16 protein-coding genes and 2 pseudogenes are annotated in these 16,678 nt (G+C 34.3%); all 18 read right to left on the bottom strand.

Going from position 1 to position 16,678, the window contains the following annotated elements:
• Nucleotides 1-4: 4 nt before the first annotated feature.
• The 18 genes and pseudogenes from BST83_RS20715 to BST83_RS12340 all read right to left on the bottom strand — a co-directional run bounded on the left by BST83_RS20715 (nucleotide 5) and on the right by BST83_RS12340 (nucleotide 16,569).
• Complete coding sequence (locus BST83_RS20715; protein ID WP_240614742.1) at nucleotides 5-229, bottom strand: glycosyltransferase family protein; 225 nt, start codon at nucleotides 227-229, stop codon at nucleotides 5-7.
• A 77-nt stretch (nucleotides 230-306) separates the two neighbouring features.
• Complete coding sequence (locus tag BST83_RS20720) at nucleotides 307-693, bottom strand: cytidylyltransferase domain-containing protein (protein WP_240614743.1); 387 nt, start codon at nucleotides 691-693, stop codon at nucleotides 307-309.
• Between the two features lie 2 nt (nucleotides 694-695).
• Nucleotides 696-1,727 carry a UDP-N-acetylglucosamine 4,6-dehydratase (inverting) gene (gene pseB, locus BST83_RS12270; protein WP_104810036.1) on the bottom strand — a complete coding sequence of 344 codons (1,032 nt, stop codon included), beginning with the start codon at nucleotides 1,725-1,727 and terminating at the stop codon, nucleotides 696-698.
• Nucleotides 1,728-1,949: 222 nt separating this feature from the next.
• A complete protein-coding gene (locus BST83_RS12275; RefSeq protein ID WP_104810037.1) occupies nucleotides 1,950-2,366 on the bottom strand; it encodes an adenylyltransferase/cytidyltransferase family protein in 417 nt (138 codons plus the stop codon).
• 19 nt (nucleotides 2,367-2,385) lie between these two features.
• Entirely contained in the window at nucleotides 2,386-3,669 is a 1,284-nt protein-coding gene (locus tag BST83_RS12280) for a nucleotide sugar dehydrogenase (RefSeq protein ID WP_104810038.1), read from the bottom strand.
• Nucleotides 3,670-3,673: 4 nt separating this feature from the next.
• Complete coding sequence (locus BST83_RS12285; protein ID WP_104810039.1) at nucleotides 3,674-4,657, bottom strand: SDR family oxidoreductase; 984 nt, start codon at nucleotides 4,655-4,657, stop codon at nucleotides 3,674-3,676.
• A gap of 53 nt (nucleotides 4,658-4,710) precedes the next feature.
• Nucleotides 4,711-5,889, bottom strand: a complete 1,179-nt coding sequence (gene gmd, locus BST83_RS12290) for a GDP-mannose 4,6-dehydratase (RefSeq protein ID WP_104810040.1) — start codon at nucleotides 5,887-5,889, stop codon at nucleotides 4,711-4,713.
• Nucleotides 5,890-5,964: 75 nt separating this feature from the next.
• The gene (locus tag BST83_RS12295; protein WP_104810041.1) at nucleotides 5,965-6,318 is read right to left on the bottom strand and encodes a four helix bundle protein; all 354 of its coding nucleotides are present in this window, start codon (nucleotides 6,316-6,318) and stop codon (nucleotides 5,965-5,967) included.
• Between the two features lie 452 nt (nucleotides 6,319-6,770).
• Nucleotides 6,771-7,727 carry a GDP-L-fucose synthase family protein gene (locus BST83_RS12300; protein WP_104810042.1) on the bottom strand — a complete coding sequence of 319 codons (957 nt, stop codon included), beginning with the start codon at nucleotides 7,725-7,727 and terminating at the stop codon, nucleotides 6,771-6,773.
• A gap of 173 nt (nucleotides 7,728-7,900) precedes the next feature.
• Complete coding sequence (locus tag BST83_RS12305) at nucleotides 7,901-8,365, bottom strand: transcription termination/antitermination NusG family protein (RefSeq protein ID WP_104810043.1); 465 nt, start codon at nucleotides 8,363-8,365, stop codon at nucleotides 7,901-7,903.
• A gap of 52 nt (nucleotides 8,366-8,417) precedes the next feature.
• Nucleotides 8,418-8,888: a hypothetical protein gene (locus tag BST83_RS12310; protein ID WP_240614744.1), complete on the bottom strand. Its 471-nt coding sequence runs from the start codon at nucleotides 8,886-8,888 to the stop codon at nucleotides 8,418-8,420.
• Nucleotides 8,889-8,966: pseudogene (locus BST83_RS21480) on the bottom strand (hypothetical protein); the annotation flags it as partial.
• Entirely contained in the window at nucleotides 8,951-9,577 is a 627-nt protein-coding gene (locus BST83_RS12315) for a glycosyltransferase family 4 protein (protein ID WP_104810045.1), read from the bottom strand. The pseudogene BST83_RS21480 and the gene BST83_RS12315, both read right to left, overlap by 16 nt.
• A 238-nt stretch (nucleotides 9,578-9,815) precedes the next feature.
• Nucleotides 9,816-10,934 carry a Wzz/FepE/Etk N-terminal domain-containing protein gene (locus BST83_RS12320; RefSeq protein WP_104810046.1) on the bottom strand — a complete coding sequence of 373 codons (1,119 nt, stop codon included), beginning with the start codon at nucleotides 10,932-10,934 and terminating at the stop codon, nucleotides 9,816-9,818.
• A 43-nt stretch (nucleotides 10,935-10,977) separates the two neighbouring features.
• Nucleotides 10,978-13,374: an SLBB domain-containing protein gene (locus BST83_RS12325; protein ID WP_104810047.1), complete on the bottom strand. Its 2,397-nt coding sequence runs from the start codon at nucleotides 13,372-13,374 to the stop codon at nucleotides 10,978-10,980.
• 143 nt (nucleotides 13,375-13,517) lie between these two features.
• Nucleotides 13,518-14,030: pseudogene (locus BST83_RS12330) on the bottom strand (UDP binding domain-containing protein); the annotation flags it as partial.
• A 49-nt stretch (nucleotides 14,031-14,079) separates the two neighbouring features.
• Complete coding sequence (locus BST83_RS12335) at nucleotides 14,080-15,015, bottom strand: UDP-glucuronic acid decarboxylase family protein (protein WP_104810049.1); 936 nt, start codon at nucleotides 15,013-15,015, stop codon at nucleotides 14,080-14,082.
• A gap of 228 nt (nucleotides 15,016-15,243) precedes the next feature.
• Nucleotides 15,244-16,569, bottom strand: a complete 1,326-nt coding sequence (locus BST83_RS12340) for a UDP-glucose dehydrogenase family protein (protein ID WP_104810050.1) — start codon at nucleotides 16,567-16,569, stop codon at nucleotides 15,244-15,246.
• Between the last annotated feature and the right edge of the window lie 109 nt (nucleotides 16,570-16,678).

Consider the following 16,678-nt stretch of genomic DNA (forward strand, 5'->3'; position numbering starts at 1 on the left):
ACTATTAATCGTTAATTATTTTGTATTTTAATTCAGCAAGTTGCCAATCGACTAAATTATCAATATCCTGAGCTTCCATTTCAGAAACTTCCATATAACCTGTAAATTCTGTTATTAATTTTTGTTTAGAGACTAAATTATTAACATTAAAACTATAAAATTGACCAGCATCATGAAAAGAATTTTCTAAATCTTGGGATCGAGTAGTTAAATGTTCAGGTTGAACCATTTCTATTAATCCTTTATCATTTAATCTAACAGCTCTCTGAATTGGAAAACCATATTTAATAATTGGAAAAACACAATCTAAATTATTTTTTTCAACAAATAAAAACTTTCTTTTAATTTTTCTTTTGATAATAAAGGAGTGCACGGATAAATACAGGATGCATATTCAAACTTTCTTCCAAGCTTTTCATACGAAAAAATCACTTCTTTAATAACATCAATTGTAGTTGCAGAATCGCCAGAATTTTTTTCACTTCTTTTAAAGGGAACTTTTGCACCATAACTTATTGCTATCTCAGCAATCTCTTCATCATCAGTCGACACCATAATCTCATCAAAAAGTTGAGAATTAATGGCGTTTTCAATTGCATATGCTATTATTGGTTTTCCTAAGAAATATTTTATATTTTTCCTAGGAATTCTTTTACTACCTCCTCTTGCTGGTATTATTGCTAATTTAGACATTATTAAATCTGAAAATTAGGATCTACATGTACTTTAACTAATTCCCTTAATGAATCTATTGTTTCCCAATCCAAATTATTACCAGAGTTATAAGAAAACCCGTCAGCTACATCAACTCCATTAAAAGCTTTTTTGTAATCATCTTTAGAATATCGTGAGTAAGGGGATTTTTGAGGCAAAATAGCATAATATTTCCCTAAGTCAACTGTATTATACGAATCTGAGGCAGTTATCATTTCCTCATGCAATTTTTCTCCAGGTCTTATTCCTACTACCTTTTGCTCAAGTTCAGGAGCAATTGCAGTTGCTACATCGGAAATCTTGTAAGAAGGGATTTTTGGAACAAAAACTTCTCCTCCCCAGGCTTTTTCAATCGCGTAGAACACCATTTCACAACCATCTTGTAAAGAAATATTAAATCGTGTCATTTGATCGTCAGTAATTGGCAGAAATTTTTCTCCTTTTTTCTTTTTATTCAAGAAAAATGGCATAACAGATCCATTAGACCCCATAACATTTCCATATCTAACAACAGAAAAACGCACATCTCTTTTTCCCTTAATATTATTTGCTGCTATAAATAATTTATCAGAAGCTAATTTTGTAGCACCGTATAGATTAATTGGAGCCGCTGCTTTATCTGTTGACAGTGCTACAACTTCACTAACACCAGAATCTAATGCTGCATCGATAACATTTTCTGCACCATTAATATTTGTTTTCACGCATTCCATAGGGTTGTATTCTGCTAAATGAACATGTTTCATAGCTGCTGCATGAATTACAACATCAATCCCTTCGAAAGCTCTTTTTAACCTTTCTTTATCTCTTACATCTCCAATAAAATATCTCATTGCAGGATATTTATCTTCAGGAAACTCTTGAGCCATTTGAAAATGCTTCTGCTCGTCTCTGGACAAAATTACTAACTTCTTCACCTCTGGATTTCTGTCAAGAATTAATCTAGTGAACATTTTACCAAAAGAACCTGTCCCTCCAGTTATTAAAATTGATTTACCGTTTAAATTTAACATTTTAGTCTATTTATTATATTTAAAATTTTAAAGAACTATTTATTCTCTCAAAACTTTTTTTTAATTATTGTATTTGTACCAGTTAATAAATTTTTGAATCTCAGATTTAATATTCGTATCTAGAGTGCATCCATAATTATCTATTAGATTACGAATCTCTGCAAAACAAGTTCATGAGACGAGCCCAACATATCCGGACCCTATAACTGTAATATTAATTTCTTATTTATCTTCTCCTTGTTTGACTTGTTTTCTAAGTCCACTCGAAGAGAACCGATGATCTCTCGAGTTGTAATAGATCTCTATTCCTTTTTCTTCGCAATAGTCTCTTCCTGTATAATTTTTTTCTTTATACTCTTCTCCAATGATGCGTATATCAAGCTTAAAAGAGCGTAAAACATCTTCTAAATCTTGCTCAGATACATAAGGGACAATTTCATCTACATGCTTGGATCCTTTAAGCTGAATATAACGTTCGATAATAGACTGTGATGGCCCATTTTTCTCAGAGCGATCAATCGAAGGATCTAACTGCAAGCCTACGATTAAATAATCACACTGGCGTTTTGCTTCTTCTAACATCTTTACATGACCCGCATGAAATAAGTCAAAAGTTGAAAAGGTAATTCCTACTTTCATAAATTTATTTATTATTTAATTACAAGCTCCCATCTGCTAAATTCTTGTTTAAAAAATTCTTTACATCATAAATAATAGAATTTTCTTTTTTTAATGTTAAAAAATCAATTTCATTGAATTTAGTATGTGAAACGGTAAGTACTATTGCGTCAAATTTTTCTTTTGGCAATGATTTTATAGATTTTAAATCATACTCAAACATTACTTCTTCTTCATTTGCCAATGGGTCATGAATAGTTAAATCTGTACCATAGTCCTTTAATGCGTTCACTAAATCTACAACCTTAGTATTTCTTACATCTGGGCAGTTTTCTTTGAATGTAATACCTAATATCAGTACTTTAGCCCCATTAACAGGTATGTTTTTCTTAATCATACATTTAACAATTTCGGAAGCTACATAGTCTCCCATCCCATCATTTAAACGTCGTCCTGCTAGAATTATTTCAGGATGATATCCATTTTCTTGAGCTTTTTGAGCTAAATAATAGGGATCAACCCCAATACAATGACCACCAACTAAACCTGGTTTAAATGGAAGGAAATTCCATTTTGTTCCAGCTGCTTTCAATACGTCATGCGTATTGATATCTAAAATATTAAAAATCTTTGCTAATTCATTCACAAATGCAATATTAATATCTCGCTGAGAGTTCTCAATTACTTTGGAGGCTTCCGCTACTTTTATTGTTGGCGCCAAATGAGTCCCTGCTGTGATAACTGATTTATATAAGTTATCTACCTTCAAGCCTATCTCTAGTGTTGAACCAGAAGTAACTTTTAATATTTTCTCAACCGTATGCTCTTTATCCCCTGGATTAATTCTCTCTGGAGAATAACCCGCATAAAAATCGGTATTGAATTTAAGACCAGAGACTTTCTCTAATACAGGAACACAATCTTCTTCTGTAGCTCCTGGGTATACAGTTGACTCGTAAATTACAATATCTCCTTTTTTTAGAACAGATCCTACTGTCTCACTCGCTTTGATTAAGGGTGTTAAAACAGGCCTATTGTTTTTATCAACAGGTGTTGGTACTGTTATAATGTAGTAATTACAATCCTTAATTTTATCCGATTGATTGGTACAAAACAATCCATTTGAATCGGAGTTTTCATCAACCAATACAGATTGTAATGTTTTGCTGTCGACCTCTAGGGTCGAATCAACACCAGTCATTAATTCAGATATTCTATCGGTATTGATGTCAAATCCAACTACTGAATATTTAGTTGCAAAGAGTCTTGCTAATGGTAAGCCTACATATCCTAAACCAATGATTGCTATTTTATCTTTTCTCATTTTTTTATAAATTTTGCCAATACCATTTCACAGCCTCTTTGAGTCCTTTTTGTAAACTAAACTGTGGGTTATAATTTAGGTTTTCTTTTGCTTTATCTACACTTGCGTGAGAATGAGGGATGTCACCTGCTCTATTTGGTCCGTAAATAACGGCTACGTTTGAAATATTGTCATCAAATTCAGATAAATACTCCTTAAGGTACCCCATTAAATCATTCAACGTATTACGATCTCCATAGGCTACATTATAAACAGTATTAAGCGCTTTTTCATTGGTTGTGACTAAACTCAATAAATTAGCCTGTATCACATTATCAATGTATGTAAAATCTCTTGAATAATTTCCATCGCCATTAATCACTGGAGATTCTCCATTCATTAATTGGCTAACAAATTTTGGAATTACTGCTGCATAAGCTCCATTTGGATCTTGCTTTCTACCGAAGACATTGAAATATCGCAAGCCTATGGTCTCTAAACCATAAGTTTTCGAAAAAATATCTGCATATAACTCGTTTACATATTTTGTAATAGCATAGGGTGATAAAGGTTTTCCGATAATGTCCTCAACTTTTGGCATTGATTTTGAATCACCATAGGTAGACGAACTCGCTGCAAATACAAATCTTTTCACGCCATTATCTCTTGACGCTACCAGCATATTTAAAAAACCACTCACATTCACATCATTGGAAGTGATTGGATCTTTAATCGATCTTGGAACCGATCCTAGTGCCGCTTGATGCAAAACATAATCTACATCTTTAGTAGCTTTTAAACAATCATCTAGTTTTCTTATATCTCCTTCAATTAGGGTGAAATTAGTATCCTTCAATAGCTTTTCTAAATTCTCTCTTTTACCGGTGGCAAAATTGTCAAGACAAACGACTTTGTTTCCTTTTTCAAGTAAAGCCTCGCATAAATTTGATCCAATAAAACCCGCACCTCCAGTAACTAGAATTGTTTTATTACTTAATTCAATATTCATTTAACTATTTTTATTTTTTCTCGACTACCACCGGTAGTCTGTTTTTAATTTTATTATTCTAAATTTTTACTCGCGTGGTAACCACCAGCTTTCAAATACTGTTCTTTTTGCATCAAGTTCACATCGCATTGCATCATGTCTTTTACCAACGACGCCAAATCATGTTCTGCTACCCATCCTAATTTTTCTTTTGCCTTGGTAGGGTCTCCAATTAATAAATCTACTTCCGTAGGTCGGAAATATTTAGGGTCAACGGATAGCACTACTTTACCAATTGTTGGGAGTTTTTCGTTGTTCGTTGTTCGTTGATCGCTGTTGGGGTTAAGAATACTTTGGTATTTTTCTTGGTTTATACTATCTATAAGACCCACTTCATTAACACCTTCTCCTTCAAAACGAAGTGTAATACCAATTTCTGCAAAACTCATTCTTACAAACGCTCTCACAGTAGTGGTCTTTCCTGTAGCAATTACCCAATCTTCAGGCGCTTCTGCTTGGAGAATCATCCACATCATCCGCACATAATCTTTGGCATGGCCCCAATCTCTTTTGGCATCTAAATTCCCTAAATAAAATTTATCCTGCAGCCCCAGAGCAATTCTAGCAGTCGCGCGTGTAATTTTACGTGTTACAAAAGTTTCTCCTCTTCTAGGGGATTCATGATTGAATAAAATACCGTTACATGCAAACATATTATAGGCTTCTCTATAGTTTTTAGTGATCCAAAAGCCATAGATTTTTGCAACGCCGTATGGCGATCTTGGATGAAAAGGTGAATTTTCATCATAAAATCCTTTTTCATTTTTATTTTCTGGCATCCCTCCATACAATTCAGAAGTAGAAGCTTGGTAGATTCTCGTTTTCTTTTCTAACCCCAATAAGCGAACCGCCTCTAGAATACGTAGAGTCCCTAATCCGTCTACATTCCCAACATATTCTGGAGTATCGAAAGACACCTTCACATGAGACATAGCTCCTAAATTGTAGATTTCATCGGGCTGACATTCTTTTATAATACGCGTCAGATTCATCGCATCTGATAAGTCTCCATAATGTAATTTTAACCGTTGATTCGGGTCATGCGGATCTTGATATAAATGATCAATACGATCGGTATTTAATGAAGAAGACCTTCTTTTGATACCGTGCACCTCATACCCCTTTTCTAACAATAGTTCTGCTAAATAGGAACCATCCTGTCCTGTAATTCCGGTGATTAGTGCTACTTTCATATTTTTTATTTTTAAAAAATAAACTTTAACAATGACTTTGACGTTGACTTTGTTTTCGTCTTCGTTTTTTTTGCCTTAGTTTAATACTTTTCTTCTTAGTGCGTATATTCTTTTCTGTAAACTAGTTAGCTTCAAAATGCTTTCCTCTAAATGAGATACTGATAGGTACTTTCTTCTTTCAGCAATAATTAACTGTGTTTCTAGTTCAAATGCCGAACCTAGTGCTATTTCTAAAAATAGAGCAAAGTCCTTTTCTGAATTTCGAGATGCTCCTTCTGCAATATTTGAAGGAATTGAAACCGCAGATCGTGCTATCTGAGAACTCAATCCATATTTTTCGGTGTTAGGAAAAGTTTCTACAAAGGTATAAACGTCATTAACAAGCGCCATACTATCTGTCCAAATATCATATTTTCTAAAATCTCTCAATATTTCTTAGTTTTCGTATTTTTTTACTAACTATGACTTGGAATTAGACAATGACTTCATTTCCTTACGAATCAAGTCTTCGTCTTAGTCTTTGCCTTCGTCTTAGTCTTTGCCTTAGTCTAAGTTTTTGCCTTCGTCTTTTTTACTAACTATGACTTGGAATTAGACAATGACTTCATTTCCTTACGAATCAAGTCTTCGTCTTAGTCTTTGCCTTCGTCTTAGTCTAAGTTTTTGCCTTCGTCTTTTTTACTAACTATGACTTGAACTTAGACGATGACTTCATTTCCTTACGAATCAAGTCTTCGTTTTAGTCTTTGTCTTCGTCTTAGTCTTTGCCTTCGTCTTTTTTCTAAACTTAGACTTTGACTTTGACAATGGCTTCATTTCCTTACGAATCAAGTCTTCGTTTTAGTCTTTGTCAAAGTCTTAGTCTTCGTCTTTGTCTTCGTCTACCCTAACTTTACTTCTTTTATTCCATCTATATTCTCCAAAAACCAAGCATACGTCTGCTCAATTCCTTCTTCTAACTCTGTTGTATATTGCCACCCAAGTTCTTTCATTTTGGAAACATCCATTAGTTTTCTTGGCGTACCATCTGGTTTACTGGCATCCCAAAGAATATTTCCTTGATGACCAGTTATTTTTTTTATGGTTTCAGCCAGTTCTTTAATGGTAATATCTTTTCCTGTACCTATATTGTATAAGTATTCTGGTAAATTATTTTCTAATGCATAGACCACCGCTTCTGCCATGTCATCTACAAACAAAAACTCTCGCATCGGAGTTCCGCTTCCCCAAAGCGTTACGTCTGCATGGTTATTTATTTTAGCCTCATGAAATTTACGAAGCATCGCTGGCAATACATGCGAGGATTGCAAGTCAAAATTATCAAAAGAACCATACAGGTTCGTAGGCATTAAACTCACATACTCTTTGTTATATTGTTTGCGTATTGCTTGGCAGGCTTTTACTCCAGTAATTTTTGCAATGGCATACCATTCATTAGTCGGTTCTAAAGAATCTGTGAGTAGGTATTCTTCTTTTAGCGGCTGTGGCGCAAACTTCGGGTAGATACAAGAACTCCCTAAAAAAATAAATTTTTCGATACCCGCCTTGTGAGCACCATCTATTAAATTGTTCTGAATTTGCATGTTCTCCATTAAAAAAGGATAAGGAAAATCTTTATTGGCAAGGATGCCCCCAACTTTTGCTGCGGCATCGATGACTACTTCGGGTTGTTCTTTATTGTAGAAATCTAAAACAGCTTGTTGCTTTGTTAAATCAAGTTCTTTACTGGTCTTCCCAATTAGATTTGAATATCCTTTAGCCACTAAAATACGCCAAACCGCAGAACCTACCATTCCTCCGTGACCTGCGATATATATTTTAGTTTTTTTAGGGTTCACTTTATTATTTTTTTCTTGACTACTACGGTAGCCCGTTTTGTTTGTATTTTTCTTTTTATCAACGTTTTTAAAAGCTTTTTAGGGCTCTTTTAAGCTTCAAAACCTTGGTTTTTTTACGGCTTCGCCAGCACTACCCACAGTAGTGATTTTTTTAAATAAAAAAAATCAATTGATTAACTCAATTGAAATGATACAATGGCTCCTGATTTTTGCAACTGGGCCAAACACTTTTTTCCTTTCACAGAGAGCAATATGGCCTCTTGTTCTAACAAGGGTACTTTTACCGTATCTCCTACTTCCAATTCTTTTGGAGTCGTCTGATAGGTGTTTTCTAAATAACATTGCATTGCCAGTACTTCTTGATTCGATACCATGGCACGCTTACCGTGTTCAAATAAATACCGAACCACTCCTGGCACTTCAAATACCTGATCTAGTTCTTTCTCTTGCAAACTCACCAAGACCATCGATGGTAACAAAGGCACGCGTGTCTTTTTCTTACGATCGGACCATTGACGAACTTCAATCTTACAAGGTGTATATGCCTCGATTCCAATTGCCGTAAGACGTTCTAAAACCTTTAACTCGTTTCTAGGTTTTGTAAACAAAACAAACCAATTTTTAGAAATATTTGACATGGTACAAAACTATTAATTTCTTGCAAAACAGACTCCTTTTAATTTGTTTTTTTTATAATGACAAGAAACCTAGCATTGATCTTTTGATCTTCAATTTTAGTTTAATAGCGGCTCTATTTTTATTCATCAAAAACAAGATAATAATTGCCAACAAAAACAGTGTTATCAAAATAAAGGCAGATGTTACACTACTATAAACTTGAATTGTATTAAACATAATAAAAGCGACTATAAAATTAACCATTCCAATAAAAATAGAGGCTTTATGGTGAGACAAACCAAAATCTACAATAATATGATGTAGGTGATTTCTGTCTGGTTGAAACATAGAAACCCCTTTAGAGGCCCTTAAAATCATGACACGAAATAGATCTAAAATGGGAATAAATAAAACACCCGCTAAAAATAAAGGTAATTGCTCTCTATTAAAAGGAAAAGGAGTGGAGGCATTTTCAAGAGTCATTAATTTTAGTGTTAATAACCCCAAAACTAAACCAATCACTAAACTCCCTGTATCCCCCATAAATATTTTTCTTTTGATCGAGAAATTAAATCGTAAAAAAGCAAGCAACGTCGCAATGGTAGTTACACTAACCGCCAAATAAAAATAAGACCCAAATTATAAAACATAAAGCTGTAAAAAGAAGCAGCAATAATTCCTGTAATACCAGTTAAACCATCAATCCCATCAATAAGGTTAAATGCATTTATGAGTCCTAATAGAAAAAACATACTTCCTAGAACAGAGAGAACCAATGGGATTTCATACACCCCCATAAAACCATGTAGCGTTAGAATTCTAAAATCTGGCTGCGCCATTAATATGGAGACCGCAATACACTGCCCTAAAAATTTAATTTTGGGAGATAGATTTCGAACATCATCTAGCAAACCTGTAAAAAACATGACAGATATTGAGCTCAATAAGGTAAGTGAGACATGATTCGTATCTATTGGCTGAATAAAAAACAGCACCAAAATATAACTTATGTAAAAAGCTACCCCTCCAAAAGATGGAATAGTGCCAGTGTGCGAGCTCCTTTCATCGGAACTATCGGTAAAACGAAGTTTTAGGGATAAAGATCTAATTTTAGGGATGATTGCTAGTGATGTTACAAAGACCCCTAAAAATAATATAATCAGGAAATACAACAGATTAGAAAGTGTAATTTCTTGAGATAGTGATAAAAAAATATAACTTTTAGTATCCATAGCGGGGTTCCTAATTATTAAATAGTATCCATAGCGGGTTTCCTGATTATTAAATACTTCGCAAATATAATAAAAAAAAAAGATACAGAAAACCGATGGCTTGATAAAATAAGCATTAATAAGGTACAAATCGAAAAAAGGGCGTTAAATTGCAATAAACAACTTATTAAATCTTATTTTTAACATTAAAAACTTCCAAGAAGATTTGAAGAAAGATTAAGTTAACTATGCTGCTCGGTTATTTCGAAGCCCATTCTTTTTTAAAACTTACCCAAGCCTTTTTCCCTAAAACAAAACCTACACTTAACACAAATCCTAAAAATAGATACACCACTAGGATCAATGCTTTTTTAGGTGCTGACTTTTCATTTGGAATGGTTACTGGCTTTAATACGGTAAAAAGAGGGGTGTCTTTTTTAACTTGTAAAAGCTGTGTTTCTACTTGTTTTGCCAATTCGGTATATACCGTAAAAGCAAGGTCATACTCAGCTTGTAATTGCAATAATTTTGTTCTCCCTAATGCGGTATTAATCCCTGTATTCTGATCTTGAAAACGCGCCAAAGCAATTTTAATTGTATTGAAATCGTCTTGCTTTTCGGCATAGCGCTCTTGAATATACGTTAATTGCTCGATGGATTTCTGCGTCTTGAATTGTAATGCATACGCTTGCAGTAGTTGCTGTGCTTTTAATGCAACTTGTGCACTTGCAATCGCTTCTGGTAGGGTTACTGAAATAGAAATAAAACCTTCCTTCGCGTTTACATTTAAACTTATTTGACTTTCTAAGAGCCCAATTAGTTCATAATCTTCTTTAGAAATGGCAATCAATTTACTTTCTTTAGAGCCTGCAGATGCTTCCAGGTTTTCTGGAGCCGATCTTACCAATGAAATTAAAACACCCGGCAAGCCGATGGTGTATTTTTTAATAGTTGACAACAAGCCTGGGCTATAGATGTTTTCATAATAATCTCTATAAGAAACAGGCACTGTTTGCCCTTCTATAGTTAATGGCGTATTTAAAAGCTCTAACTGAAAGGGAATGCTACTTACTATTTGCGGATATAGTTCTGGTGAGATCTCTTCACTATTTACACCTCCACCAATATTAATTCCGGCTAGAGAAGCCAAACTTCCCAAACTACCTCCGCCTACGGAACTTCCTTGTGCCAAAGGCACAAAAGTAGTAGATGCCGTAAACTCATTTTTAGAAAATACAGCAACGAATACCCCTAAAAAAGTAAAGGCAACCGTTATTTTTAGAATGGTTTTACGGGCAGCCCAAAGATCTTTTAAAAGCGCAATGATGTCTATAGCATCTTCTTGATTTTGGTTCGGAGTGGTATTTTCTTGTATCATATGGCTATAATTCTGCTGATAATATACGTTTACAGTTTAAAAACTAGTTTAACATTGTTTTAATCAAAATACCTAAGGTTGCTATAGCCGTGGTAATGCCCAAAAGCTCTGAAGTAGACATTTTCTCTTTTACAGCTTGTTCCGGAACAAAAATAACTGCACCTGGTGCTACTTTTGGATAGCTTTTTATAAAAAGAAAACGCTTTGTAGTTTTAATATCACCATTCGCATAGGAAACATAAATTTTACTTTCTTTTGCACTTGCACTAAACCCTCCAGATTTCGAAATGTAATTTTTCAAAGAATACTCCTCTTTATAGGGTATTAATGACTGTTGTAAAACCATCCCTGAAACTTTTACAGTTTGTAATTTAGTAGGAATATTCAAAATATCTCCCTCTTCTAAATACATATCGATCTCTGTTCCTTTGTTTTTTAGAACACTTTCTAAATCAATAGAAACCGTAAATTCTGAGAGCGTTGGCTGCGGTTTTTCTAAACCCTCTACTTCAATAAGATTATTAAAAAGAGCAGCATCCCTCGGTGCTCCTTTTCTAACTAAAGAAGCTCCTTTTACAAATGCATACTCGGTTAAACCGCCCGCTCTTTCGATTAAATCTGAAATTCGTTCGTTTTTGTTTTTTAAAACATACCCTCCTTGATATTTAACTTCACCAGTAATGGAAACATTTTTTTGTTCTGTATATCCTTTTGAATACCGAACTTCTATAATATCAAAAGGTTCGATATAAAAGGGCGTGCCGTTATTAATTGCTAAGTTTTCGTCTGAAGAAACTGCATATACTTCACTTAAAGTTTTAAAACTACCGTCTTTTAATCTTCTTGAAACACTAATCACCTGCGGATCTGCGCCTAATTTTAAACCACCAGACATGGCAATTACATCTTCTATTTGTAATTTATCAACAAAATCAAACGTGTTAGGTGTATTCACTGCCCCAGCAATAGTGATTGTTCTTTTTTCTCTTAGTTCTTCTTTATTAAAGATACGAACCTGATCTCTTGCTTGCAATACAATTGTAGAACTCCCGTTTAGAATCTCTGAAACAGAAAAGGCTATGTTTTCTTTATGGGTATCATCAAAAGTTCGCACCAACAATCCTCTCAATAGAAATGCTTCTGGGGTAATGCCTTCTGCTTTTTCAATAAGGGTTTTCAATGACATCTTCTCAAACAACTCGAAACTACCTGGTCTGTAAACGGCTCCTTGAATGGTTATTTTATTTTCATACCGATCTAAAATCTCTTGTACCACCAATTTGTCTCCTCCTTGCATGATAAAATCCTTAGCCTCTGTAAAAGCAACTTCTCTTATTTCTTTTTGTGTGCCATTTAAACGCTCTACCGTTAATAAATTGGTATATGCTATCGGCGTAAAACCACCAAAATACTGCACCAACTCCGCCAAGGTTTGTCCGTCTTTTAATTCATAAATTCCGGCTCTTTTCACAGCGCCCTCTACAGATACTAAATTTTTATAAGGTGTAACTAACAAAACATCTTGGTCTTGTAATTTTAAATTGCCTTCTTGGGTACCCGACAACATGTATTGATATACGTCTAAAGAAGCCACTCGTTTATTGGCACGAATTAATTGTATGTCTCTAAAGGTTCCCATTTTTGTAGGCCCCCCTGCAACATACAATGCATTTAAAACCGTAGACAATGAGTTCAAGGCATACGTACCTGGTGTTTCCACGTCTCCGATAATATTTACCTGAACCGTTCTAATTTTAGAAACGGTAATATTGGTGTTTATTTTATTATAACTATTGCTATCCGCTGAAATACCGGCGTGTTTGGTTTTTAATTTTGAAATTATTTTTTTAGACGCATCCTCCAAGGTAAATCCGTTTATAAAAATAAAACCAATACCGTTAATTTTAATGCTACCACTATTATCTACTATGGCTTTATAGGTGATTTCTGAAGCACCCCACAAATCAATCATGATTTCGTCTCCAGGACCTATTTGGTAATTTTCAGGAACTGCAATATTTACACTGGGTGTAAAAGAAACTTTAGAATTTCTAAAAAAATCATATCCAAAAAGCAAATCACCTGATGTATTTTTCGCTACTACTTGACCATCTTTTAATCCAAATGATTCATTGACAACTGCTGCTACTGAATTTGCTTCAATCGCTTTATTTTCAGCGGCATTTATAGCTCCTAAGCTATTTACCCTTCTTTTAAATTCTGCTATTTTAGTTGTAGAAATTCCTTGTGCCTTTCCAAGAATCTCCACCTGCTCCATCGTATAGCCACCTTTCTTTATTTGTGACCAATACGATTCAATTTGATCGTCAGACATCGAATTGATATCTACATTTTTAAGTTGGCTGATGTCTTGCGAAAATGCAATGCTTGTAAAGAAAACTAGAAGCAATATTAGAAATGGTTGAGTACTGTTTTTCATTTATCTTATTTAATAATAACAATTATATTCTTTTTTATTTCTAGCGCAAAAGTACATATTTCTTCTTGTTGAAAGAGCTTACTCCTTTTTTTTATATAAAATTGAGGCAAACTTAATTAGATAACCATTTTTAACATGCATCATTACTTGCCAATTCTTATATATTCAATTCCTTTGTCTTCTAAATCATATGCGATATATTGATTCCTACCATCAAAAATAATTGGAGTCACAAGTTGTGCTTTGATCTGCTCAAAATCTGGAGATCGAAACTCTTTCCATTCTGTTAGAAGAAGCAACGCATTAGAATTTTCAAGCACCTCGTATTTTGAATTGCAATACGTTATGTTTTCTATCCCTTTTAAATAATGTTCCCGAGCTTCGGTCATTGCCTTTGGGTCATACACTTTAATCTTTGCTCCTTTTTGAACCAAATTCTGAATGACATAAATAGCCGGTGCCTCTCTCATATCGTTTGTTTCTGGCTTATAGGCCAACCCCCAAACCCCAAAAGTCTTTCCGGTTAAATCTTCTCCAAATCGATTTGTTATTTTTTGAGCGATTACAAGCTTTTGAGCATCATTCACTTTTTCTACTAAAGCAATTAAAGTTGCAGTATACCCATGCGCTTCTGCTATTTTCTTTAAGGCTTTTACAGGCAGAATTAACGGATTCAAATTTCTTAGGCCAACACTTTAAGCATCCCTAAAGTAACGATTCGAAATAGGAAATGGTTTTCCCAAGTCCTTCTTCTAGCTCTATGTAGGGTTTCCATCCGTTTAACCTTTCTTTTGCTAAAGAAATATCTGGCTGACGTTGTTTTGGATCATCCTGTGGTAAGGGCATATAAATAATGGATGATTTTGAATTTGTTAGCCTAATAATCGCTTGCGCCAATTCTAGCATGGTAAATTCATTCGGATTTCCTAGATTTACAGGCCCTAAAAATGAAGGATCTGATGCCATCACACGAATCATGCCTTCTACCAAATCATCTACATATTGAAAGGAACGTGTTTGCAAACCGTCTCCGAATATCGTAATATTCTCGCCTCTTAATGCTTGCATTATAAAATTAGAAACCACTCTTCCATCTGAGGGGTTCATATTTGGTCCATAGGTGTTAAAGATTCTAACAATCTTAATCGCTACCTTATTTTGAATGTGATAATCCATGAATAAGGTCTCTGCACAACGTTTGCCTTCATCATAACACGAACGAATTCCAATCGGATTTACATGTCCCCAATAACTTTCTGGTTGCGGATGTACTGCAGGGTCTCCGTATACCTCACTAGTACTGGCTTGTAAAATTTTAGCGCCTACACGCTTTGCCAAGCCCAACATATTAATCGCTCCCATGACAGAGGTCTTCATCGTTTTTATGGGATTAAATTGATAATGAAACGGAGAAGCAGGACACGCTAAATTATAAATTTCATCTACCTCTGCATAATACGGTTCCGTAATATCATGTCGAATCATTTCAAAATAAGGGTTGTCCAATAATTTTAGTATATTTTTTTTATCTCCTGTAAAGTAATTATCCAAGCACAGCACTTCATTTCCTTCATTTAATAAGCGTTCGCATAAATGAGACCCCACAAAACCTGCACCTCCTGTAATTAATATTTTTTTCATTTTCTTGTGTTACTTTATTCAATAAATGTTTTATGTTTTTTCTAAACCCCGCTTAAAACAATTACAACTAGGCTAAAAGATTCAATTAAATGAAAAACAACACTCACTTTTTTATTGGAGTGGCTTTATAACTACCTGAATCGTTCCCCTTGTGCTACTCATTTCCAACCTATTCGACATTTTCATTGAAATACAATGAACTCATCATTAAAAAAACCAGTGATTCAGTTATTCCTTTCCAATCTGGAAATACTCAAATCCTTTTGCTGGCAGGTCAAAAACATTGTATTGGTTTCTTCCATCAAAAATAATAGGATTGTTTAATTGTTCTTTTATTTCTTGAAAATCTGGAGAACGGAATTCTTTCCATTCCGTCATTAAAATCAAAGCATCTGCATTTTTAACTACTTCATATTTTGAGGTATAATAAGTAATATTTTCAACCCCTTTTAAATAATGTTCTTGTGCTTCTTTAGTAGCCTTTGGATCAAAGGCTTGAATTTTAGCACCTCTTTTTAACAATTCCTTAATCACATAAATTGCAGATGATTCTCTCATATCATCCGTACCCGGTTTGAATGCCAATCCCCAAAGACCAAAAATCTTTCCAGTTAAGTCTTCTCCAAAACGTTTTACAACTTTTTGAGCGATCACTAATTTTTGGGCATCATTTACCTCTTCTACAGAATTAATTAATTTCGCCTCATATCCATGCTCTTTAGCAATTTTTTTTAATGCTTTTACATCTTTAGGAAAACAAGAACCTCCATAACCGGCGCCCGGATAAATAAAGCTATAACCAATACGTGAATCAGAACCAATTCCTACACGTACTTTATTTGCATCTGCTCCTACTTTTTCACAAATATTGGCAATTTCATTCATAAATGAAATTTTCGTTGCCAACATCGCATTGGCAGCATATTTGGTCATTTCTGCAGAACGGATATCCATGGCAATTAAACAGTCGTGAGACATGTAAAAAGGATGGTACAATTGTTTCATTTTAGCCACTGCATAGTCACTATCGGCACCAATAACCACTCGATCTGGTTTCATAAAATCGCTAATTGCAGCGCCTTCTTTTAAAAATTCGGGATTTGAGACTACGTCAAACTCTAAAGAAGATCCTCTTTTATCTAATGCTGCTTGAATGGTCACTTTTACCTTATCTGCCGTTCCTACTGGCACCGTAGATTTATCCACCACAACAACTCGTTGTTGCATCGTTTCTCCAATAGACTTCGCTACCGCTAATACATATTGTAAATCCGCTGACCCATCATCACCCATTGGTGTCCCAACAGTTATGAATACAATTTCAGCAACTTTAATTGCGTCTGCTAAATTTGTTGTAAAAAATAAATTTTCCTCTTGTACATTTTTTAGAATCATAGGTTCTAACCCTGGTTCGTATATTGGAATAATTCCATTTTTTAGTTTTTCAATTTTTTCTTCATCAATATCTACACAGGTAACCTTATTCCCCATTTCAGAAAAACAAGTCCCTGATACTAAACCAACGTATCCAGACCCAATAACTACTACTTTCATTCTATTCTATTTTATTTATATCAATTCTACTTTGAACATACAAAACATTTCCACTCGTTAATCCAAGATGGAAATATAGGTTTTTTTTTATACCCGCTGCTTTCAAAAA

It is taken from the genome of Polaribacter filamentus (assembly GCF_002943715.1).
Lineage (GTDB): Bacteria > Bacteroidota > Bacteroidia > Flavobacteriales > Flavobacteriaceae > Polaribacter > Polaribacter filamentus.